The 21,651-nt window shown below is 62.7% G+C and carries 20 protein-coding genes; 9 read left to right on the top strand and 11 right to left on the bottom strand.

Annotation, left to right across the window (positions count from 1 at the left end; genetic code table 11):
* Positions 1–20 precede the first annotated feature (20 nt).
* Positions 21–977 (bottom strand): nucleotidyltransferase domain-containing protein, encoded by a 957-nt coding sequence (locus F4Z81_08860; GenBank protein ID MXW05159.1) that lies wholly within the window; start codon positions 975–977, stop codon positions 21–23.
* Positions 978–1,260: 283 nt separating this feature from the next.
* On the opposite strand from F4Z81_08860, the gene F4Z81_08855 reads away from it, so the two are divergent.
* Positions 1,261–2,829 carry a hypothetical protein gene (locus tag F4Z81_08855; protein ID MXW05158.1) on the top strand — a complete coding sequence of 523 codons (1,569 nt, stop codon included), beginning with the start codon at positions 1,261–1,263 and terminating at the stop codon, positions 2,827–2,829.
* On the opposite strand, the gene F4Z81_08850 is transcribed toward F4Z81_08855, so the two are convergent.
* Positions 2,813–4,045 carry a hypothetical protein gene (locus F4Z81_08850; protein ID MXW05157.1) on the bottom strand — a complete coding sequence of 411 codons (1,233 nt, stop codon included), beginning with the start codon at positions 4,043–4,045 and terminating at the stop codon, positions 2,813–2,815. The two genes, F4Z81_08855 and F4Z81_08850, sit on opposite strands and share 17 nt — an antisense overlap.
* A 660-nt stretch (positions 4,046–4,705) precedes the next feature.
* Between F4Z81_08850 and F4Z81_08845 the strand changes: the two genes are divergently transcribed.
* A complete protein-coding gene (locus tag F4Z81_08845; GenBank protein MXW05156.1) occupies positions 4,706–5,878 on the top strand; it encodes an exo-alpha-sialidase in 1,173 nt (390 codons plus the stop codon).
* Between the two features lie 45 nt (positions 5,879–5,923).
* Here the strand turns inward: F4Z81_08845 and F4Z81_08840 are convergent, their stop codons facing one another.
* Positions 5,924–7,633: an ankyrin repeat domain-containing protein gene (locus F4Z81_08840; GenBank protein ID MXW05155.1), complete on the bottom strand. Its 1,710-nt coding sequence runs from the start codon at positions 7,631–7,633 to the stop codon at positions 5,924–5,926.
* On the bottom strand, positions 7,630–8,139 hold the full coding sequence (locus F4Z81_08835) for a hypothetical protein (protein ID MXW05154.1): 510 nt from the start codon (positions 8,137–8,139) through the stop codon (positions 7,630–7,632). Before F4Z81_08835 ends, F4Z81_08840 begins: the two co-directional genes overlap by 4 nt.
* A gap of 161 nt (positions 8,140–8,300) precedes the next feature.
* Between F4Z81_08835 and F4Z81_08830 the strand changes: the two genes are divergently transcribed.
* The 3 genes from F4Z81_08830 (at position 8,301) to F4Z81_08820 (ending at position 10,872) form a co-directional block, all read left to right on the top strand.
* Positions 8,301–9,095, top strand: a complete 795-nt coding sequence (locus F4Z81_08830) for a hypothetical protein (GenBank protein ID MXW05153.1) — start codon at positions 8,301–8,303, stop codon at positions 9,093–9,095.
* 84 nt (positions 9,096–9,179) lie between these two features.
* Positions 9,180–9,929 (top strand): SDR family oxidoreductase, encoded by a 750-nt coding sequence (locus F4Z81_08825; protein MXW05152.1) that lies wholly within the window; start codon positions 9,180–9,182, stop codon positions 9,927–9,929.
* Positions 9,930–10,014: 85 nt separating this feature from the next.
* On the top strand, positions 10,015–10,872 hold the full coding sequence (locus tag F4Z81_08820; protein ID MXW05151.1) for a hypothetical protein: 858 nt from the start codon (positions 10,015–10,017) through the stop codon (positions 10,870–10,872).
* A gap of 23 nt (positions 10,873–10,895) precedes the next feature.
* Here the strand turns inward: F4Z81_08820 and F4Z81_08815 are convergent, their stop codons facing one another.
* The 5 genes from F4Z81_08815 to F4Z81_08795 form a co-directional block, all read right to left on the bottom strand.
* Positions 10,896–11,957 (bottom strand): Gfo/Idh/MocA family oxidoreductase, encoded by a 1,062-nt coding sequence (locus tag F4Z81_08815; protein MXW05150.1) that lies wholly within the window; start codon positions 11,955–11,957, stop codon positions 10,896–10,898.
* A 50-nt stretch (positions 11,958–12,007) separates the two neighbouring features.
* A complete protein-coding gene (gene pdxH / locus F4Z81_08810; protein ID MXW05149.1) occupies positions 12,008–12,646 on the bottom strand; it encodes a pyridoxamine 5'-phosphate oxidase in 639 nt (212 codons plus the stop codon).
* A 113-nt stretch (positions 12,647–12,759) separates the two neighbouring features.
* Positions 12,760–13,275, bottom strand: a complete 516-nt coding sequence (locus F4Z81_08805; GenBank protein ID MXW05148.1) for a DUF1761 domain-containing protein — start codon at positions 13,273–13,275, stop codon at positions 12,760–12,762.
* Positions 13,205–13,894, bottom strand: coding sequence for a hypothetical protein (locus F4Z81_08800; protein ID MXW05147.1), 690 nt, complete (start codon positions 13,892–13,894; stop codon positions 13,205–13,207). The genes F4Z81_08805 and F4Z81_08800 overlap by 71 nt, the downstream gene beginning before the upstream one ends.
* A gap of 95 nt (positions 13,895–13,989) precedes the next feature.
* Positions 13,990–15,210 (bottom strand): DNA polymerase IV, encoded by a 1,221-nt coding sequence (locus F4Z81_08795; protein ID MXW05146.1) that lies wholly within the window; start codon positions 15,208–15,210, stop codon positions 13,990–13,992.
* A gap of 97 nt (positions 15,211–15,307) precedes the next feature.
* Between F4Z81_08795 and F4Z81_08790 the strand changes: the two genes are divergently transcribed.
* The gene (locus F4Z81_08790; protein MXW05145.1) at positions 15,308–15,919 is read left to right on the top strand and encodes a hypothetical protein; all 612 of its coding nucleotides are present in this window, start codon (positions 15,308–15,310) and stop codon (positions 15,917–15,919) included.
* Positions 15,920–15,954: 35 nt separating this feature from the next.
* Here F4Z81_08790 and sfsA read toward each other — a convergent pair whose 3' ends face one another.
* Positions 15,955–17,055: a DNA/RNA nuclease SfsA gene (gene sfsA, locus F4Z81_08785; GenBank protein MXW05144.1), complete on the bottom strand. Its 1,101-nt coding sequence runs from the start codon at positions 17,053–17,055 to the stop codon at positions 15,955–15,957.
* 15 nt (positions 17,056–17,070) lie between these two features.
* Positions 17,071–18,153 carry an aminotransferase class V-fold PLP-dependent enzyme gene (locus tag F4Z81_08780; GenBank protein ID MXW05143.1) on the bottom strand — a complete coding sequence of 361 codons (1,083 nt, stop codon included), beginning with the start codon at positions 18,151–18,153 and terminating at the stop codon, positions 17,071–17,073.
* Positions 18,154–18,491: 338 nt separating this feature from the next.
* Here F4Z81_08780 and F4Z81_08775 point away from each other — a divergent pair, with 338 nt between their 5' ends.
* The 3 genes from F4Z81_08775 to F4Z81_08765 are packed head-to-tail and all read left to right on the top strand — an operon-like array spanning position 18,492 to position 21,604.
* Entirely contained in the window at positions 18,492–18,902 is a 411-nt protein-coding gene (locus F4Z81_08775) for a hypothetical protein (protein MXW05142.1), read from the top strand.
* A 30-nt stretch (positions 18,903–18,932) separates the two neighbouring features.
* On the top strand, positions 18,933–19,814 hold the full coding sequence (locus tag F4Z81_08770; GenBank protein ID MXW05141.1) for a hypothetical protein: 882 nt from the start codon (positions 18,933–18,935) through the stop codon (positions 19,812–19,814).
* Between the two features lie 5 nt (positions 19,815–19,819).
* Entirely contained in the window at positions 19,820–21,604 is a 1,785-nt protein-coding gene (locus F4Z81_08765; GenBank protein MXW05140.1) for a hypothetical protein, read from the top strand.
* Positions 21,605–21,651: the final 47 nt, after the last annotated feature.

Below are 21,651 nucleotides of genomic sequence, written 5' to 3'. Positions count from 1 at the left end.
TCGCCCACGGCAGCATAAAATCACCCGCGGTAGTAGTAGAACCCGAGTTCCTCGTACTCTACGTTGCTCTTCAAAGTAAGCCGCAGCGGACTGGATACCCGGGAAATGACGTCCTTGTCCGCGAGCCATTCACACACGGTCGTAACGCCCCTGAGATTCATCTGGTTGTCGAAATAAGTCTCGATCTCCGTGACCGACCGGGCCGATCCTTCCTCTGCGAGGTAATCGAGAATGGGCTGGAACAGGGACGGCAGCCGTTCCACGAGATAGGCATCGATCAGTCCGAGCGCTTCACCCACCAGCACCTCGGTCTTCGGCTGGTCGATCAGGTCCGAATACACCGTCTTGAAAAACCCCGGATTGAGTTCCATTGCCTGCTGGATGACTTCGCGACCGGCAAGCTGGCCGTGCATGAAAACCTCGATCTTCGCGAGACTGCTCACGCACAACATGATATAGAGAAACGCATAGTGCAGATCGTGCCGGACGTGAAACCATTTCTCCGCCTTGTACAGGGTGGGTATCACGTGCGATGCCGCGTGCATGAGCTGGACCTGTCGGTCTCTCGCATGCAACGCCTGAATGCCGTCGTACAGTTCGCGGATCGTCTCGTCGTGGGTGAAGAGCAGGCGGCTTCTGGCCAGGGCCGAGTGCATGAACGAGCTTTGCAGTCCACCTTCGATCATCTTCCTGAACGCCGAGCGCGGCTGCATGAACACGTGGATATACACGTCGTTCTCCAGGAGCGCGGCGCCTTCGGACACCTCGTCGTCATCCCTGCTATCCCGACGGAACAGGTCCTTGTCGTCCCGGGTGACGACGATCAGGTCGATATCGGATTTCTCCCATACCCGGTCGGCGGATAGGCTGCCGAAGAGAATCGCCGCCAGGATGTGCCGGTCTTCCCGCGCCTTGCTCACGAAAGACGCGAGGGCCGACTCGAATTTCCGTTCAACCGTCGAGGGTGTGGTTTCCATCTGGGTATCCCCGGAAAAGGCATCCAAAAGGATAAAGCGCATTCCGCAAAACCGCGACCGGTCCGTGGATGCGCCCGTTTCTATATAACATGCGCCTGTGCCGTCGTCAACGCACAATTGCGGGTCGCAAGGCGATGAAACCCCTTGATCGGAAAGCTTGCCGGCGGCTACTTTGCACCAGATCCAGAATCCCAATCGCTAAGGAATCTCCAGGTCCCACATTCCGACGTTGCGAGAATCTCCAGTCACGTACGGCCGGATTCCATGGCCCGAGGATGGTGCAATGCCGGCATCACCAACAACCAGCGATTCGTCCCGGATTCAAGCCCTGCTGGCCCACCGGGGCGGGCTCGCCACCGTGTTGCGGCCGGATCAGACCCTGTTCGAACGGATCGGCGGCCGATCCGTGGTCGCGGACGTCATCGACGGCCTGTACGACCGGATCGAAAAGGACGCCGAACTGCGTCCCATGTTCACCCGTACGCTGGCTCCCGAACGCATGAAGCAGAAGGCGTTCATGGAGGAGTGGATGGGCGGCGAACCGGACTACACGCGGCACCACGCCTACGGCGGAATAAAAAACCGGCACGGTCACATACACATCACCCGGGCATCCGCCGACCGGTGGCTGTCGCACATGAACGCTTCGCTGCGGGATCACATCGGTGAAGAATCGCTCGTTGCCGAAGTGCTGCACGTGCTCCGGCCCCTTGCCCACGGCCTCGTCAACGAGCGGAAACCCGCCCGGCACGGGTGGGAGATGAGATGTCACCGCGAGAAGCTGTGGAGAGAACCTGCCCGGTTGGCGGCCCGGGGGCAGGCGGAAGCCCTTGCGCGATGCCTGGACGAGGATCCTGCGGTGCTGGACGATCCCCGTCACGGCGCGATCATCCTCGCGGAGGCGGCATTGAGGGGCCATACGCAGGTAGCGGCCCTGCTGCTCGACCGGGGGGTGGACGTGAACCTTCCGTCGGCCCATTCGAGCGACGTCATGTTGACCGCCCACTGTGCCGCGCGGAGCAAGAAGAAGGACGAGACGGCCGCGTTCCTGCTGGAGCGGGGTGCCGTCTACGATGTCTTCAGCGCCTGCTTTCTGGGTGACCGGCACCGAGTAGCCGAACTGCTGGATGCCGCGCCCGGCCTGGTCGACGCCCACGACCCCGCCTGCGACCTGCTGCCCGTTACGCCGCTACATCACGCGGTGTACGGCGGACACGAAGAGGTCGCGAGGATGCTGTTCGACCGGGGCGCCAACGTCGGCGTAAACAGCACGGCCCTGGTCAGTTATGCAGCTGGCCGGGGGCGGCCCGGTCTGCTTCGGCTGGTGCTGGAGCAGGGCGCGGATGCCACCCGGATCGGCTGCGGCAGATGGGTACTCGACGAAGAAGAGTCGGCCCTGCTTATCGCCCGCGGCGCCGACGTCAACTACCCGGAAGGAGACTGGATCTGGACGGCATGTACGGGGAACAACAGCCAGCGGGACGATCCCCGGTACGTGCAGGCCCTGCTGGACAAGGGGGCCCGGATCGACACGGTACTGCGCGGCGCCAGCGCCCTGCACTTTGCCGCCAAGGCCGGATTCACGGGGGTTATGGAGGTGCTGCTGGACAACGGCGCTCCAGTCGACGCGCGGAGCGAGACGGGCGAGACCCCCCTGTTTTACGCCCTGAAGGCTGGTCCCCGGGCGGACATCGTAAAATCGGCGGCACTGCTGCTGGCCCGAGGAGCGGACCCGACCCTTGAAGACAGACTGGGCAAGTCCCCCCTGGGGATCGCCCGCCGGATGAAGCGTCCCGAAAAGGAACGCATCGTCTCGATGTTCGAAGCCGCCAGTCCTACCGTGCGGGCGTGATTCCCTGCAAGTACGAGACCAGGGCCTCGCGCTCCGGCGTCGAGCCGTGGATTTCAATCCCCACTTCCGCCCATACCAGCGGCGTCGTGCCGTGTTCATCGTCTATCGCACCCGGATCGGCGCCGGCATCGACGAGTATCTTCGCGATCCCGGGATTTCCGCACAGATGCAGGGGCGTCTGCCCGGAGTCCGCCCGGGCGTTCACATCTGCGCTCAGTTCCAGCAGTGCTCTGACTGTTTCCTCCCATCCGTGTTGCACCGCAGCGTGCAGGGGCGTCCCCACCACGGCGTGCACCCCGATCTTCCCTTCGAATGCAATCATGCCCGCATCGGTCTCGAAAAGCCGGCCGAGTTGGTCTGTCCTTCCGAGGGCAGCGAGCTGGCAGGGATCCGCCGGCGCGCCCCGGGCGATCAGGAACTCCGCCAGCCGGCGACAACGGTCTCCGCGGGACAGCGCCGCACCCAGCGGCGTGTTGCTGTCGCCGTCGGTCGTATCCAGCCGCGCTCCGTGGTCAAGCAGGATCCCGGCCGTTTCCTCGGACACCGCCACATGGAGGGGCGGCTCTCCTCCCAGTGCCGGACGGGATGCCGCGCCGGGATTTTCCGCCAGTATTGCCCGGACGGCGGTGACATCATCCAGCAGGCACGCGGCGTGCAGATCCACGTTCGCGCCGTGAGACCGCAACAATTCGGCCGCGTCCTTGTGACCCCAATGGGCAGCGAGATGGAGGGCGGTCCAGCCTCCGTAGGCATCGGTGCCGTGGTCCGGGTCCGCACCGTTGCGCAACAGTATCTCCATGACCTTCGTGTTCCCGCGTTCCGCCGCCAGTTGTATCGGCACGGGACGGCCTCCCCAGCGCGGGTGGTTCACCGGTTCATTGACTATGCCAGGCTCCCGGTCCAGGACTTCCTCGACGGCAGGTGGATCGACTTCCCAGATGGCTGATCGCAGTTCCTGCATCGCCGCTTCGCTACGCGAGACTGACTGCTCCGATGACGCGCTGTCTTCTGAACCAGAATTCATGCCGGAACTCCGTATGAAGTTGTCTATCCATTCGACAAACATCGTGATTCCATGATCGTGTTTTCTATGCGTACTTTTCGATGATACGCGAAAGCAGCGCATGTCTCCGCTCACCGAATCGAGCATTCCTTCTGAGTGAGTGAAGACGGCGTTTACACTCGGGAAGCGCGTACGACACGGCCCGTCGGGCATTCGGCGTGTCTACCTCTGACAGGGCAAGCAGGGTGTAGTAGAACGGGAACCGGCGCCACGTCCCCGCCCCGTCTTCGTGGCTCGTCAGTACGCCGATGCCTTCGTCCAGGTGTCGGGCGTAGTCGCCCAGGCCGCCGATGGCCATGTGACGCCAGAGCGAGACGGTGCAAGGACCGCAGCAGAATGTTCCCCGCGGTCTGCCCTTCGCGTGCGCTACCTCGAAACACCCGAGCAGGATGGACGTTGACGCCTCGAGTTCGGGCAGCCGGTCCCGCCCGACGCGTCGGTTCAGCAGGATGATCGCCCGGCAGGTTTCTTCGGCCTGGATATGTCGCAGTGACGCCGACTGAAGCCGTTCACCGGTGAAGGTATAGATTTTGGACTGGCGATCCTGTTCCGTAATGCCGAACGTCCCCGCATAGGCGGAATCCGCGCCGAAACGACCGGCCAGCCAGTCCACGGTGCGTTCCGCCTCGGTCCGGTCGAACGACTCGCCGAGGATGTGCCGTTCGTTGATGCGGTCCAGCGTAATGGAGAGGCTGTGGGGATGGGGAATGCTGCCCATGGACATTATTATATTGACAATAAAGGCCTTACGCCAGAAAATCATCCTCGCTTCAGGCACTTTCCCACAGGATCCACGCACCATCGAGGTTAACCATGCAACACCGAATCGTTGTGAAAGAAAAGGGACGCTACAACGCGTTCCCCGTATTGAATCAACTTCCGGACGGGCGGCTTGCGGTCGGCTGCATTTCTTCGCCTTTCGGGGACCACTATGGTCTCGCCGGCTGGCTGACGCTTGAGTCCCACGACAACGGACGAACCTGGACGCCGTCGGACGATCCACTGCTGCCGCCCAACTGGCCGGGTGCATCGCCACGGGAGCGCTACGACCGGCTTTCCGGCGTTTTGCCCGACGGCACCTTGATGGCGGTGGGCTCGGTGGGACAGGAGATCTGGACGATGGACCGCCGGGAGGAAGCCGAGGCCCGCGGCCTGCGTTTCGTAGAGGATGAAACGTACACATCCCATTTTCCAGGAAAGTTGATCATCACGGGGAATCGACTGGCGGCGATACGTTCCCGGGATGGGGGACAAACCTGGGATCGGCGCTCCTGGACCGTGCCGGGTTATGAATGCGCGGTCGGATTTCCGCGCGGGACCGTACTCGAAGACGGTACGTGGCTGTTTCCCATATACACCCTGCGCGCCGGGAGCGAGAGCGATTGCCTCCTGTTCCGGTCCAGCGACGACGGAGAGACCTGGCGTCTCCATGAGGCGGTGCCGCGTATCGGCAGCGAATGGGCCCTGGTGGAGACGGAGCCGAACCGTGTCCTGGGCCATATCCGCTCGACGTGTTACTGGGACCCGGCTGCCGTTGAGCGTACCTACCACAAGGACCGGTTCTACACCCTGGAAGTCTGGTCCGAAGACGGCGGCAAGACCTGGACCCGCCCGGTTGAGACGTCATTCGAGGGCTATCCGAACCACTTGCTCAAACTGCGTGACGGACGCATTCTGTGTACCTACGGCTATCGCCGCGCCCCGATGGGTATACGGGCCTTGATCAGCGAGGACGGCGGACGCACGTGGGACACGGACCACGAATACGTGCTTCGGGATGACGGCGGTGGTATTTCGAGTTTGTGGCCGCCGGAGAAGCGACCCCGGATGGGCGGTGCGGACGTGGGATATCCGATCTCGGCGGAATTGGATGACGGTACCATCCTGACCGTCTATTACATCACGACGGAAGATGAAACCACCCATGTCGCCGCCACCCACTGGCATCCTGACCGGGACAGGCCAACTGGCTCTCGAGTTGGGTAAACAACAGTCGCTCAGGAAACGGCGCCGGCTCCATGCATCAGTCGCTCAGGAAACGGCGCCGGCTTCCCGCAGCCGGTCCGTTATGGTGGCATGCCCGTACCGTTCGGCCCAGGCGAGCGGCGTGGTCCAGGATTCCCCTTCGGGTTGCGGATCGGCGCCGTGCTCGAGATAGAGGTCGACCAGCGAATTGCGGCCCCAGCGGGCCGCCCAGGCCAGGGGCGTGGAATGAAGCAGCGTATCCCTGCCGTCGAGCGAGGCGCCGTATTCGAGGAGCAGGCGCGCGAACTCGATCCGTTCGTCCTCTTTCAGATTCGGCTGACCCCAGACTTTCCCGGTAGCTGCGATATAGTGCGGAAGTGATGTGTCGCGCCGGCCCTTCACGTTCGGGTCCACCCCGTGATCGAGGAACATGCGCAGGATCTCCGGAAATACGGAACGATCGAAATCCCGGTACTTGCGATGTGGACCGCAGGGCCAGATGCCGATGGGCTGGATGAGGAGTCTGTACCACCGATGATCGTCCAGCGCCCAGTCCAGTTTGCGCAGGCACACGCCGACCACGCTGGGATCGCCTCCGCAGGCGGCGCCCCACAAGATCTGCTCGACCAGGTCGGGCTGCAGGTTCAGTGCCATGACGGCCGCTGAGGTATCACATTCCAGGGCCGCGCCGTCCGGAGTCATCGTTCCACCGTACCGGTATAGCAGCCGTTTCATCCGGTCGTCCCGGTTATTGTAGGCGCGGCTCATGGGATTGCCAGAGGCATACACGGCGGCGTTGGCGTCGGCGCCCCGTTCGAGCAGCAACTGCGCGATGTCGTGCTGGCCGTCGCCGGCCGCGATCCACAGCGGTTCGCCCCAGTTGTAGGTCTCTTCCTCCAGTGACTGGATGCGGTAACGCTGGTTGGGATCCATGCCGAGATCCAGCAGCAGCTTCACCATCTCGTACCGATTGTGGCGGACGGCGTCCCCGAGCAAGTGGGTTTCGGTATCAACATCCGGTTCGAACAGACCGGGGTGGCTCGCCGCGACCTGTCGCACGGCTTCCTCGTCCCCCAGCATCACGTTCGTGCGCAGGCTCCTGGGGGCGCCCGCGCTCATGAGGATGCCGGCGGCCATGAAACATCCTTCCGACCGCCGCCGGTCCGTTGCGGAAGTTTGATCTACGGCCAGCTCGAGCGGCGTCAAGCCTTCGAGATTGGTCTTGCCCGTGTCGGCCTTGAGCGATAGCAGCGCCTGAACGAGTCCGGGATGGCCGTGGCTGGCCGCATGGTGCAGGACCGTATTCCCGTCTTCGTCGCAGGCTTCCGCGAGTTCGGGCGCGGCGTGGATTTCCCGCATCGCGCCGGATACGTCGCCATCGGCGACTTTTTTCGCGAGGCGCACCACTTCTGGCGCAACGGTCAGATTCGGGCAAAGGTTCGCTTCCCGCCGCCGCTCCATTTCCTCGTTGATCGTTTCAACGACGTCTTCAAAACCGCGGTCGCGGGCCATGACCAGGGGCGTGGAGGCATCCCGGTGGGGATAGACGCCCTGGTTCGGGTCTGCCCCCGCGGCCATGAGCGCGGAAACCGCGTCGATCCGGCGGTTCATCACCGCGTGGTGCAGGGCGCGGTGTTCGTCGTAGGACGCCGTGTCCACACCCACCAGGTGGGGTGCAACGGCCAGAATGGAATGGATGCGCTTCAAGTCCCCATCGGCCGACGCCTCACAAAGCTCGGCTACGGTGAAGGCGCCGGAGGTCGAATCGTTCGTCATGTCTGGTTCTCCTTGGTGACGTCGTTGTCCGCGTCGTTGTCCGCGATCAGGTGGCCATATCGATCCGCATAGGCCTCCATGAGATCGTCATACCGGTCTTCCACGGTGGTCCCGGCCAGGTACGGTCCCAGGTGGTCGATGAAGGCGTGCCAGCCGGCGGCAAATCCCATCAGGATTTCCGGGGTGACGTGGGAATTCGTGAAGTGCAGCCGCGTGCCGCCCTCGCAGGGCTCGAGCACCCATCGTACCACGGAAAGCCCCCAGGTGTAGGCAAACACCCGTTCCGGAACCCATTCGCAGACCGTGCCTTCCAGGTTACCTTCCGACTTGAAGTCCACGAAGATCCTGCCACCCAGGCGGCGGTCCAACGTGGCTTCGTACTTCATCCAGGCCGTGATCCCCTCCGCCGTCGTAACAGCCGCCCAGACACGGTCGACCGGGAAGGGGTACTCCCGTACGATGTCGATACAGTATTCCGGCGTTATCCTGGCCAGAGGTTCTGCCATAGTGATCACTGCGCTATTGTATTAGTGTCAGTTAGAACGGTCGGCGTTACAAATAAAAAAAATCAGCCGACTCTCCTCACTGCCGGGGCATATCGAGGTTTGTATTGACAGTGCAGCCCGGCGGCACTAACCATATTTTGTCGATATTATGGGAGCGCTCGATGCGATTTGACAAGGAAAAACAGTGGATCGGCGCCGTGTACGCCGAAGACCTTGCCCTCATGGCCGAAATGCTGTCCGAAGACTCGTCTCTGGCCAATTTCTGCCACGAAGCCTTCGACGATCCTTACCGGGAGGGCCGCTTCCCGGTATATACACTTTCCTTTGCCCTCAACGGTCCTCCTCAACAGCAGATCGACTGGCGCCAGGTGGAGCGCAGGATAAACTTCGACATGGTGAAGCTGCTCGTCGAAGCGGGCGCCGACCCCAATATCGAAAACGTGCACGGCCGGCCCCTCTGTCTTTGCCGGGACGAAAGCATGGCCCGGTACCTGATCGATCAAGGAGGCGATGTCAACCAGTGGCACTACAACGGCGGCGCGCCGGTGTATTTCGCAGTGTGGCAGATCGATCCCGATCGGTTGAAGATGCTGGTCGGGCTGGGCGCCGATCCCGGACAGATCAATCCCCACAACGGATCCTCCGCCTTTCATTCCGCCGCGGAAGTCAGACCCGGCGACGAACAGGTTGCCGATCACCTCGAGAACATACACATTCTAAGGGAATCCGGCCTGGATCCGAACCACCGTGCGGGTGTCGGCGTTCAGTCGGACTGGGGCCCCGTCTACCAGGGCGATTCTCCGCTGCACATGGCTGCCCAGTTGAACAGGCCCGAAGTGATCGAAGCGCTGATTGCCGCCGGCTGCAGCCGTACCCAGGCCAACGTCGCCGATGAAACGCCGCGCGAAACAGCCTTAAGGGTCGGGCGAGGCGAGGACATCGTCCGTCTGCTGTAGGCCGACGCGGGGATGTGCCCGGTATGGGAACGCACCCGGCGTCCAGCGCTCCAGACCGGGTTACGGAGAACGGTGGAGCAGGCCATGGCCTACGATTTTTCCGGCAAAGCCGCCCTGGTAACCGGTGCGTGCAATGGAATCGGGCGATTCACGACGATAGCGATGCTGGAGGCCGGCGCTTCGGTGACCGCGGCGGACTTGGCCCCCTGTCCACGCAGCCTGGAGCTTTTCAGGACACGCAGCGAGAAGGTGCACTTCATTCGCGCCGATGTAACCGACGCCGCACAGGTCCGGGCAACGGTACGGCAGACCCGAAAACGCTTCGGACGGCTGGATTTCGCGGTAAACAACGCGGGCGTCTACAGGTACGAGGCACTGACGCACAAGTGGAGAGAAGACCGGTGGGATGACATGATCGACGTCAACCTCAAGGGCGTCTGGCTCTCCATGAAATACGAGATTCCCGCCATGCTCGATCAGGGTGGCGGGGCTATCGTGAACGTTTCGTCCGTCGCCGGCCTTGTGGGCATAGGCGGCATGTCCGGCTACGCCGCGAGCAAGCACGGCGTGATCGGCCTGACGAAATCCGCGGCGCTGGAATACGCCCGGGAAGGCATCCGAATCAACGCGGTATGCCCCGGCAGCCTGGCCCGACCGTCCCTTCGCTTTCCCCGCGTCTTCACCGAGGTCAAGGAGGATGACGGACGTCACCCCATGGGACGTTGGTGCAAGGGCGAGGAAGTGGCGGACGCGATTCTCTGGCTTTGTTCGGACCGGTCATCCTTCACGACGGGCCACGCGCTGGCCGTAGACGGCGGATGGGCGGCGCGCTGAAAGATGTACTACTACAGGACACTGAATTCCGAGACTAGCCGCTTTGGGGATCGTCGATGTCGCCGACGACCGGAGTATTCAACTGATGTCCCTATTGACCTTCAAGCTACTTTCCGCGGCCGCGATCCTGGCCATCGCGGTGATCGGCGGGCTGATCCCCCTATACGCCGCCAGACACGAAAACAGCCGGCGGTTTTTCTCGCTGGGAAACGCTTTCGCGGGCGGACTGTTTCTGGGCGTCGGGTTTATCCACCTGTTGCCGGAGGGAATAGAAAAGCTCGAGGGGGTCACGGATTATCCCCTGGCCGTGCTGCTGGCCGCGATCGGCCTGGTGGCACTGCTGCTCATTGATCGTGTCGTTTATGGGGAGCATCACGACACCGGGCATGCCGAAGACGGAGAGCAACACTGTATCTACCCGTACGTGCTGCTGGTGCTGCTGTCGGTGCATTCCGTCATTGCGGGCATATCCCTCGGCATCGAATCCCACTTTACCGGGCTGGCCATCATATTGCTCGGGATCCTCTGCCACAAGGGATCGGCCGCCTTCGCCCTGATGATCAGCGTCCTTCGGGCCGGCATCGAACAGCGCCGCCATAGGCCCATCCTGGCGGTTTTCGTATCGATGACGCCATTGGGCATTCTGATCGGAATGGGGGCAGCCATGACCCTGCATGAAAACGAGACCGTCACGACCGTGATCGAGGGAAGTTTCAACGCCCTTGCGGCGGGAACATTCATTTACGTGGCGATCATCGACATCATCGACGCGGAACTTTCGAGGCGCAATGTACGCGTGGCGAAATTCGTCATGAGCGTGCTCGCCGGCGAAGACGACCAGCCCATGCCCACCCGGGACCACGACCGCGTGATCAAATTCGCCCTGGTCATCCTGGGTATCGGACTGATGGCGCTGCTGGTGGAATGGGCACACGCCCACTGACCGGCGGCAAACGGCCCGCTCACTCAGCCGATATGCACCTTTTCGCCGGTCTTCGCGCTGTCGTACATCGCGTCGAGCAGTTGCATGTACCGGTAGGCGTCATTCGCATCGACATCGGGCTTTACGCGGCCGGCGACCGCCCGGGCGAAGTGTTCGACTTCATGGAAGAAGGGCAGGCCGTCTTTCGGCGGATCGGAATGGGGCACGTCGGATTCGTCATCGATCTCCCGGGAGGTGAAAACGCCGTCCTCCATCTGCCACAGTTGACCGTGGGAATAGGCGCCCTCACTACCGTAGACCTCCACCACGGTGGGCGTATCGCAGTGCACCCAGCGGGAGCAGTCGATCTGGATCGTCTTGCCTCCTTCGAAGCCGGCTATCCCCGAGAAATAGTCTTCGGCCGGTCCTTCCGGTCCGTCATACAGTGCCTCGACGACGTGCTTGGCGGCAAAGGTCCACTGGGGATCCGGACAGCCCATCCACCACCAGGCCAGATCCAGTTCGTGGGACGCGTGCTGGCCCAAAGCGCCGCCCTTCTGGCCGAACACGTGGGTCCAGCCTTGGGGACTGTCCAACGGCGCCCTGTAGTTGTATTTCAGAAAGATGCGGGCATGATAGGGCTCGCCGATACGACCGCGGCTTAATGCGACGCGCGTCCTGCGGTTCACCGGATCGTGACGCATGAAGAAGCAGAACTGCATCGTTACACCGGCGCGCTCGGCCGCTTCCTTGAACGTCAGGATGTGTTCGGCGCGGGTGGCATGTGGTTTCTGTACCAGCACGTGCTTGCCTGCGGCGATCGCGTCGAGGACCATGGGATAGCGGGCGGGCGGATTCACCGCCAGGAGGACGGCTTCCACGTCCTTGTCGGCGAGCAGATCCTGGTAAGGTCCGTACAGACGCGGGATGCCCTCCTCACGGCCCACCCGGCTCAGTCGCTCCTCGATCAGGTCGCTGATCGCGACGACGTCGAGCAGCGTGCTGGCACAGGCCGATCGGATGGCGGCATGACCGGCCCCTCCGCAGCCCACTACGCCGAACCGAATCGCATTTTCCTTCTGTGTCATTGCTTGATTTTCAGTCATCGCTTGTTTCCCCGTGTCAGGGACGGCAGGATCCAGGGCGGCAACGGGATCTAGGGCGACAGCCGTTCGATCTCCCAATTGCCGTCTGCGCCGCGCCGGTAACGTATACGATCGTGCAGGCGGAGTTCCCGTCCCTGCCAGAATTCGAACTCATCGGGCGAAACGCGATACCCGCCCCAGTCGTCGGGACAGGGGACGTCACCTGAGGGGTGCTCCGCCTTAAGCGCCTCGTAGCGGTCTTCCAGCACCTTCCGATCGGAAATGACCTCGCTCTGGTTCGAGGCCAGGGCCGCCAGGCGGCTTTCCAGGGGTCTGGACCGGAAGTAACGGGTGGATTCTTCTGCAGCTACCCGTTGAACCGCGCCCGCAATCCGGACCTGGCGTCCGAGCTCCCGCCAGTAGAACACCAGCGCAGCCCTGGGATTCTCATCCAGGTCCCGGCTCTTCGCGCTACGGTAGTCCGTGTAAAACACGAACCCCCGCTCGTCAACCCCCCGCAGAACGACGATCCTGGCCGACGGCACGCCGGCCTGCGAAGCCGTGGCGACCGTCATCACGTCCGCCAGCTCGATCCCTGCGTCGACCGCGTTCCCGAACCAGGTGTCGAACTGCTTGAACGGGTCTGCGTTCAGATCCCTTTCATCCAGACTGCCGAATACGTATTCCCTTCGGAGTGCGTCCGTGTCCATGAGGTGCTTTCTGTGCTGTCCATGCTGTCTGTGCAGACCGAGCCGTCTGTGCATACCCAGCCGTCTGTGCTGACCGAGCCGTCCGTGCTGACCGTGCCGTCCGTGCTGACCGCTTAACGCCACACGGCGAGAATCGCGCCCATCAGCACGCTGTAGAGCACGCGGTATCCGGACTGGATCAACCACAGTTTCAGCCCGGTGTCGCCGAACGCGGCATCCGAAGCCATCGCGGTGGCGATGAAGCCGATGCCCACGAGGAGCCCGATCGACACCCCTCCGCCCAGCGTCGATATGTCCAGAGCGCTGATTAACATCGCGAGTACGACCGCCGTAATCAGGGCGGTGAAGAAACTGATGACGAACGGGGCGGCGGACGGTTGAATCTGGTCCGCCGTCTTGCCTATCGCGGTCAACCACGCTTCTCCGAAAATCGGGCCGTACCAGATCGCGCCTAGCGCGAATCCAGCTACCGTTGCCACGAGAATGGCCAGCCAGTTCAGTCCGGTAAACTCAAGCATGACGCCTCCTTGGTTCAGCAGGGTTTTCAGCATGGGTTTATTATGGTACGACCGTTCCTTCCGATCCTTCACTTTCGGTACTTCCGGCAGGGTCCGAGGTGGTTCCGCCATCCGGAGGTTCCGTCATCGGTTTGATCACGTATCGCAGGATGGTGACGTATTCCTCGGGGTTCCCCCTGAAAATCATGCCGGGTCCCTTCAAGTACTCTTCCTCGTGGGGACCGGCGAACGCATATCCTTTTTCAGCCGCGAAGTTCCGCAGTCTTTCAATGGAGGGGGTTTCTTCTTCATAGGGACCGATATAGAGCAGTTCCGCGACTTCTCCGTAATCCCAGGTCGTGAGAGAAACCGTCATGCCCGGTATGTGGACGTACTCCGGCAGTTCCGCCACCGAATCGGGAACGGGGATGCCATAGATACCGACCCATTCTGCCCTGGGGAGATCGGGTGAGATCGGCCAGCGGGCCCTGGGCGCCGGAAGGGGCCAGTAATCCACGCCACCGACACTGTAGTACAGATCGTACAACATTTCGTAAGCTTCGGATGCCACATGGTCCGGGTCGCCCCTGACCTCGACCACGATCATCCGCTGAGGCGGCATGGTTGAAATCGCAGGTTCGACGAGATGGCCATAGGAGGAAAGGTCGGGGCCCTTCCACAGGTAATAACCCATCACGGACACACCGGCCACGACCGCGACGACAAAGACCAGCAACAGTTTTTTTATCATAGTCCTCCCATCTCCGTTATTCGCGCGTCCGAACGCGGATCAGGCTTCATCGCAGATAAGACATTCATCACGTACAATAAGGCTTTCATCGCGGATCAGGCTTTCATCGCGGATGCGCCGTGCCGTATGGCGCTGCGGCCGTAACGGTCCCTGATCGTGTCGAGCGCGCGCACGAGACGATCCGACTGCCCGTCGCCTTCCGTGAAGAGATCGGTTTGCACGGGCTCCGCTGGCCTTACCAGGTTGCCGACGGCCACGCCGAGCAGCCGAATGCCCGTCTTGCCGTCCCATACACCGTCGAACAATTCCACGGCCGCCTTGCCGATGACGAAATCGTTGTCGGTCGGCGCCACGGCCGCCTGCCGGGTGAGGGTCTTGAAATCCCCGAACCGGACCTTGACCCGGACCGTCCTGCCCAGCCGCCCCGCTTTCCGCAGCCGGCGTCCCACCTTGTCGCTCTGGTCCACCAGCACGCCGTGACATTCCTCCCGGTCCACCAGGTCCGTGCCGAACGTGTTTTCGTGGCCGACCGACTTCGCCGGATGCCCGGTCACCACGGGCCGGTCGTCCTGCCCCCGGGAGATCTGTGCGAAATGAGCGCCGGCGGCGCTGCCGAGCAGCCGTTGCAGCTCCTCCGATGACCGCCGCTGCACGTCCCCTATCGTCCGGAGTCCGAGACGGACCATGCGCTCCTGCATGTCCCTGCCCGCGCCCCATAGGCAAGAAACGGGCAGAGGCGCCAGAAAATCCGGTACGCGGTCCGGAGGGACGATCACCAGGCCATCGGGCTTGTCCAGGTCGGAGGCCACTTTGGCCACGAATTTGCACGGCGACACGCCGACGGATATGGTGAGGCGCGTTTCCTTCAGCACGTCCGCCTTGATCGACCGGGCGATCGCTTCGCCGTCTCCGAACAGCTGCGACGAACCGGTGACGTCCAGGAACGCCTCGTCGAGCGACAACGGCTCGACGAGAGGCGTATACCGGTGGAAGATCTCCTGGACGTGCCGTGAAACCGCTCCGTAGGCCTCCGATCTGACGGGCAGGAAGATCCCCTGTGGACACAGCTTCCGCGCCGTCGTGCCCGGCATGGCGGAATGTACGCCGAATTTGCGTGCCTCGTAGGAACAGGTGGACACAACGGACCGCGGTCCGTCGCCTCCGACGATGACCGGTTTGCCGCGCAACTCGGGACGGTCCCGCTGTTCGACGGCCGCGAAGAAGGCATCCATATCCGCGTGCAGGATGGTGCGTGGACGATTCACGGCAGATGCAAAACACTGTGGATGTGAATACGTTGACTGAATACTGTACATTCAATTAAACTAAACGCACGGCTGGCATACAAGGGCTTTGTTGACCGGCGGGTTCAGGGCGTCTTTTACACGGGCTGCCGATGGAAGTGAGGTAATCGTGTCCGACAAGAAAGACCTGAACGCTACCTTGATCGACGCCGTGGAGAACGGCGACACGGCGATGGTGTACAGGGCGGTAGAACAGGGCGCCGATCCGGCCTGCATTACCCCGGCGCATATTCCGCCTCAGCAGGAAACCGATGAACACTACGTGATCATGAGATACCTTTTTTCCGTGGGTACTGACGTGAACTTCGCGGGGTTCGACGAGGGCATCCTCATGACGTTTTCGGCTTACCGCGGCCAGCTGCGGTACCTGCGTCTCTACCTGGAAGCGGGCGCCGACATCAATCTCGCCCAGCCCATGAACGGCGTCACGGGATTGCACGTGGCGGTCCAGCACAACCTCCCGGACGTCGTGCGTTTCTTCCTCGAGAACGGCGCCAACGTCGACCAGGCCTGCCACGATGACGCGCCGACAACCGATCCCGGACACGTATACGGTGAGACGGCCCTGCATTTCGCCGCCGCGGGGGCCGACCGGGTAATCATCGAAACGCTCCTGGTCCACGGCGCGGACCGGTCGGCGAAATCCTCCCGAAGAGAAACGCCGCTGGACTACGCGGTCCGAAACGGCCGGTCGCCGGACGTGCAGCAGTTGCTCAGTTGAGCCTTTAGTACGCGGCGACTTCGATGACAGGTGTTTCAGTGCGGATCCGGCAGCAGCCGGCGCGGCATGCGAAAGTTCAATAGCGCCTCTTGAAACTCGGGCGTAGGTGCCGGGTCGGTTGCACACCTGAACGTCCAGCCGTCGAAGTCTTCTGACGGGTTTCCATAAAGCCCTGACAGCACGCCCGTCATACCCTCCGATGCGTCGTTGGAGGACCGAACGGGGTATACCGCACCTGCACGGCCTGGGCGGCCTGGGCGGCCTGCGTGACCTGCGCGAGTTGCGTGGGCTGCACGCATCCCCGCCATCCGCGACAGTTCGCCCATATAGCGTGTCAGCGACACCCGGTATCCCGTCCCACCACGCGCGACGCAGACCAGGTGGCCCCGGTCCACGCATTCTTTGCGAATAACGTCCCACGGGATGACTAACCGCGGATTCGAGACACGGAAGCGCAGGTCCGACGTCCACTCCAGCGCAACCGCGAAGACGGGCAGCCGGTCCTCCACTTCGCAGAATGCCCTTGCGAATGCGAAGTCCGTGTGATAATCCGGCAGAAATGCCCTGGCGTTTTCGTGGTGAACCAGGAACAGCAGGGCGCCCCGCTTTCCCTCCGCGTGCATCTGTGCCAGTGCCAGCAGATGCCTGCGCCCCCGTTCCGTGACCGCGTCGGGAAACATGGCGATCCCGTTCGCGGACAGGGTACAGGATTTCACTTCCAGGTACAGGTCTGCCGCGTTGTCCCGCAGGAGGAGGTCGTACCGGTGGGGGCCAAAGGCCACCTCCGATCCCACGACCGCGTAGCTCCTCAATCCGGGGACCGCCCTGCCTTCGACCAGGATGCGTGCCGCGAGGTTGTTCAGGTGGGTGTGGACGAACACGATTCGTTCCCGGTAGCGCACGGCCATTACCGTATACCGCGTCCTTCGGTTTGCATGCAAGCCGTGATCGGCCAGGATCAACTTTACACCCGGCAGAAGCAGTTCTCTCATCCTGCCGGGATTCGGCATGAAGACGTACTCCTCCATGCCGTCGATCAGGCACTCTACGCTGAATCGATTGGGCCGGGACAGATACATCCCCTCGACGAGGGAGAGGGAAGTAATGGGCGGGTAGAACGAAGGTTCAGGTGGCATGCCGACCCTGCGCGCTCAATCGCATAACAGTTCCCGCAGCCGCCGGATCACCCGGTCCACCTCGCCCGGTTGCAGCGTACCGAGTTTCACCCGGAAGCGGCCGTTTCTGCACCAGGTCACGATCGAGGGCTCGCCGTCGAGCAGCCGCCGTTCGAACTCCTGGTCCGACCACCCCGGCCGTGCGAGGTCGATTTCGATTGAGACCACGTCGCCGCTTCGCTTGACCGACTTCACCAGGGATGACGGGGACAATCCCTTTCGGATATCCAGTCCCATCCGGTTGACTTCCCTGCGGACCACGTCCTCGTCCCGTTCCATGATGTACTTCACCGTCGCGTAGATGCCGGCCAGTTCATCCTTTCCGACCTTCATCGTGCGGCCGATGGCCCGGTTGGGATTGCCGTGTGCGGCGCATGCTTCCACGATGGGTTTCTTACCGATGACTAGTCCGGTGGTCTGAGGGCCGCGGATGGCTTTGCCGCCGCTGGCGATGATGGCATCGACACCCAACTCGCTGGTGAAGTACCGGAAATTGGCCTTGGGCGGGATACTGAACGCCGCGTCCACGAGTACCGGTACCCCGTGTCCGTGGGCGATGTGGACGATCCGGTCAATGGGCAGCATGCGGCCCCACGGCGACAGGGTCAACACCGCGGCCGTGCGTTCATTGATGCAGGCGGCAAGCTGTTCTTCGGTTGCGCCGCGCTCGTCGCCCATTTCCACGATCGTCGCCCCGGGAACCTGGATGGCGATATCTTCGTAGAACCGCGCGCACCGGTGCACGATCACCTCGTTCTTCATGCCCGTCGTATCGGACAGTTGTTCGATCCTTTCCGGATCCGTGCCGGCCATGCAGGCCGCGACTGCCAGCGCGATTCCGCCCGTGGCGCCGCAGCTCACGTAGGCTGCTTCGTTCCCCGTCAACTCGGCGATGGCCTCGCCGACCCGGGTCTGCATCTCGAACAGGTTGACGTACTGTCGAGACGCCTCGACCATGGCTTCCACCGCGCAGGGCCACATGATCGACCCGCCGTACCGCGTGTAGTGGTCCGCGGCGTTGATGAACGGCCGGATGCCCAGTTCCTCGTAAACTCCCATGTATGCTCCCTTGCAAGCTTCATCTGTCTTACGCGGATGGCACGCTGTGGTCCGACTGGATTCGGACGACGAAAACCAACGTACTTCCGGGACGAAAGCCGGACAAGGCCATTATCTGCCGGTGATTTGCTTTGCCTGCACGTCCAGTTGGGGATAGATTTCTCAGCAACCGGAATTCGCGCCAGGCGTGGATCCGGTCGGAACCCGGCCGGTTGTGGACTGTGGGTGGAACAAGCGATTTCAGGTATAGAAGTCTATACGATGTATATACGTGTCAATTCGTGTCTATAAGATTTCTATAGGCAGCCATTTTCCTCACCTGACCAGAAGGGCACACCATGGGTAAAACGATCAGAATCATCCTTGCAGTGGTTCTGGGTATGGTGGTCGGCGGCGCGGTCAACATGGGCCTGGTTTTGTTGGGCCCCATGGTCATTCCGCCGCCGTCCGGCGTCGACGTAACGGATATGGAATCCCTGGCGTCGTCCATGCACCTGTTTCAGTTCCGGCATTTCGTATTTCCCTTTCTGGCCCATGCGGCCGGCACCCTGGCAGGTGCGTACCTGGCCGTGAAGATTGCGTCGGGGCACCGGCTGAAGCTATCCATGCTCATCGGATCGCTGTTCCTCCTCGGCGGCATCGCCAACGCCATGATGCTGCCCGCGCCGGGCTGGTTCATCGCGGTGGACCTGGTCGGCGGGTATCTGCCCATGGCATGGATCGGCGGGCGGTTGGCGGCCAGGGATTGAGACATGACGTAACCGGAGGGTCCAACCGGTATGGAGTCCGAATCTGACGAAGCCTTCCTTGCGACGTTTGCACGAGGGGATCTGAAAGCCGCGCAGACCGCTGTCGAAAGCCGGCCACGGCTCGCAGGCTACGACGGGATCGCGGTCCACCCTCTGCTGCGGGAGTTCGTCCGCCGGAATTGCGGCCACTGCTATAAGCCGGTCCACCGGGCGATCGCGGACCTGCTGATTCCCGACCGGGTGCGCGCCTTCAGGGATGCCGTGATGGCGGACCGGATCGAAGCAGTCCGGTCCGGGCTGACGGACGATCCTGAACTCGTACATGCCGAATTCACCGGAGGCCGGGGGATCGCCCGGGCGATGCATCACTGGCGGTCCGTCCCCGTCGGCAGGTTGCTGCTGGATGCTGGGGCCGACGTGAACGCCCTGACTACCGTGGGGTGCGCCGGGGAAACCCCGCTTATGATGCAACTGCGATTCGGCACCCTGGATGGCGTGCGATTCCTGCTGGAAAACGGCGCGGAACCGAACCGGGGTGGACTCAAGCATACGCCGAGCGCGTCGATGGCCGAGGGACTCCAGTTGCTGGTCGGGCACGGATGGGACATCAACGAGCGGGTGGACGGACGCGCCCTCCTGCACCACGACGCCAATCACGGCCATGGCAAGCGGGTCCGCCTGCTCCTGGAACTCGGGGCCGATCCCAACCTCCAGGATGGTGAAGGCCGTACCGGGCTGCACCTGGTCTGCGCGAGAGGAACGGGAACCGATACGGTCCGCGCCTTGATCGAAGCCGGCGCCGACCCGGACGCGCGGGACCACGGAGGCAGAACGCCGCTGGACTGTGCCGCTTCCGCAAGGAGCCGGACGGCGTTCCACGCGCTGGTTGAACTTGGTGCTCACACCGGTTGAAAATTATGATCGGGCGGAACGAGACGATCAACGAACGGTCCGGTGTCGATCGGCCGACTGACGTCGATCAGAAATCGGTTCGGAGCAACACGGTGGAAATCAAAGGAAAGTACCCCGACCGCGCCGCGCGCATGGCGTTTCCCGGAAAGTTCCGGGGGCGCGTGCACCTGGATGCCTGCCGGACCGGGTTCATGATCAGCCCGGGCCTGGGTCCCGAATACGGGCGGCCCTACTACGACGACCGTTGGGGCGACGAGACTGACTGGATCGACGGAGAAGCCGCCTGGTCCCTGTTCAAGGCCGGCGCTGCCGGCGATCGGGTGGCCATAGAGGCGCTACTCGATGACGATCCGCGACTCGTGAATGCCCTGCACTGGTACGCCCAGCCGGTCCATTTGGCCGCGCGCCACGGACATGCCGACGCTGTGCAACTGCTGCTCGACCGGGGCGCCGATCCTGGACTCAATATATTCAATTCGACCTGGGCGAGTCTCCTCGAAAGCACCCGGGAACGCGGCTTCGACGACGTGGTGGACGTTCTCGAAAACGCGATGAACGCCCGGTTCGGCTACGATCCCGCGTTCAGGGAGATCGCCGATCTCATAAAGGCAGGCGGCTTCGAGCGCGTTGCATTCGAGCGTGTTGCATCGGTATTGCACGAACAGCCCGAATTGGCCCGGCGAACGGACGAAGACGGCAACAGCGGACTTCACCTGGGCGTACTGAACGGCCGGAAAGACCTGATCGAGCTGTTTCTGGACCGCGGCGTACCCATCGATTCCCGGCGCGCGGACGGCAAGACCCCGCTGACCCTGTCCTTCGATGTCGGATTCGGACTCGATCCGCCCGATCCGAAACTCGGCCTCACGGTGTACCTGCTGGAGAACGGTGCGCATTACGCCATCACGGCGGCCTGCCACCTGGGCGACTTCGAAAGGGCAGCGTCGATCCTCGAAGCGCAACCCGCCGAAAAGCACCGCGATGCCGCCATGAGGTCCCCCCTGTCCTATGCGGTGCGCGCAGGACACGAACGCATCGTTCGGCTGCTGCTTGAAGCGGGCACCGACGGACACGCGGTGGACGAAGCGCTCTTCGTGGCCGTGTGGCACAAGCAGGCGGATCTGGTCGCCCTGCTGCTGGAAAGCGGCGCCAATCCCAACGTGGAACTGGACTCCTGCGGATGCGCCGCGGGCACGAACGATCAATCCATAAGGGATCTGCTCGTACGTCACGGCGCGGTGTACCCACCGTCCTGGAGCCTGGACCGCGAATCGCTCCGGAACCTGGTGGACGGCAAGTCGCACCGGGTCCGGGATCCTTACGTGGCCGCCGAAGTGATCGGTTCGGAAGACGAGCGGCTGATCGATACACTGCTGGCCGAGGATCCCGGAGCGCCCGGACGCCTGGTTGATCTTCAATACCTGCCGGGATGGGGCGACAACGCCGCGATCACCCGCAAACTGGTCGCGGCGGGCCTGGATCCGAACCGCCGCACCTTCGAGGGTCAGACCTACCTACACGTCTGCGCCCGGCATGGCTGGGCATCCACCGCCCGGTCCCTGATCGAAATAGGCGCGGCGGTGAACGTGCTGGATGAAAAAGAAGGCCGCACGCCCCTGGCCGTCGCGGTCGAGCACGACCAGGCCGGCATGGTTCGCCTGTTACTGAAACACGGCGCCGAACCTGGTCTGGCCGACTGGCCCTGGACCCTGCCGCTTTCGATTGCGGATGAATCCGGCAACACGGCCATAGCCGAAGTTATTCGGCGACACGTACGCGGGGGACCTTGAATCGTAACCGCCTGTCGCCAACATCAATTACCCTTGACCGCCGTTCC

The sequence above is a fragment of the Gemmatimonadota bacterium genome (assembly GCA_009835325.1).
Classification (GTDB): Bacteria; JAAXHH01; JAAXHH01; order JAAXHH01; family JAAXHH01; genus JAAXHH01.
This window is presented reverse-complemented; position numbering and strand designations above follow the sequence as displayed.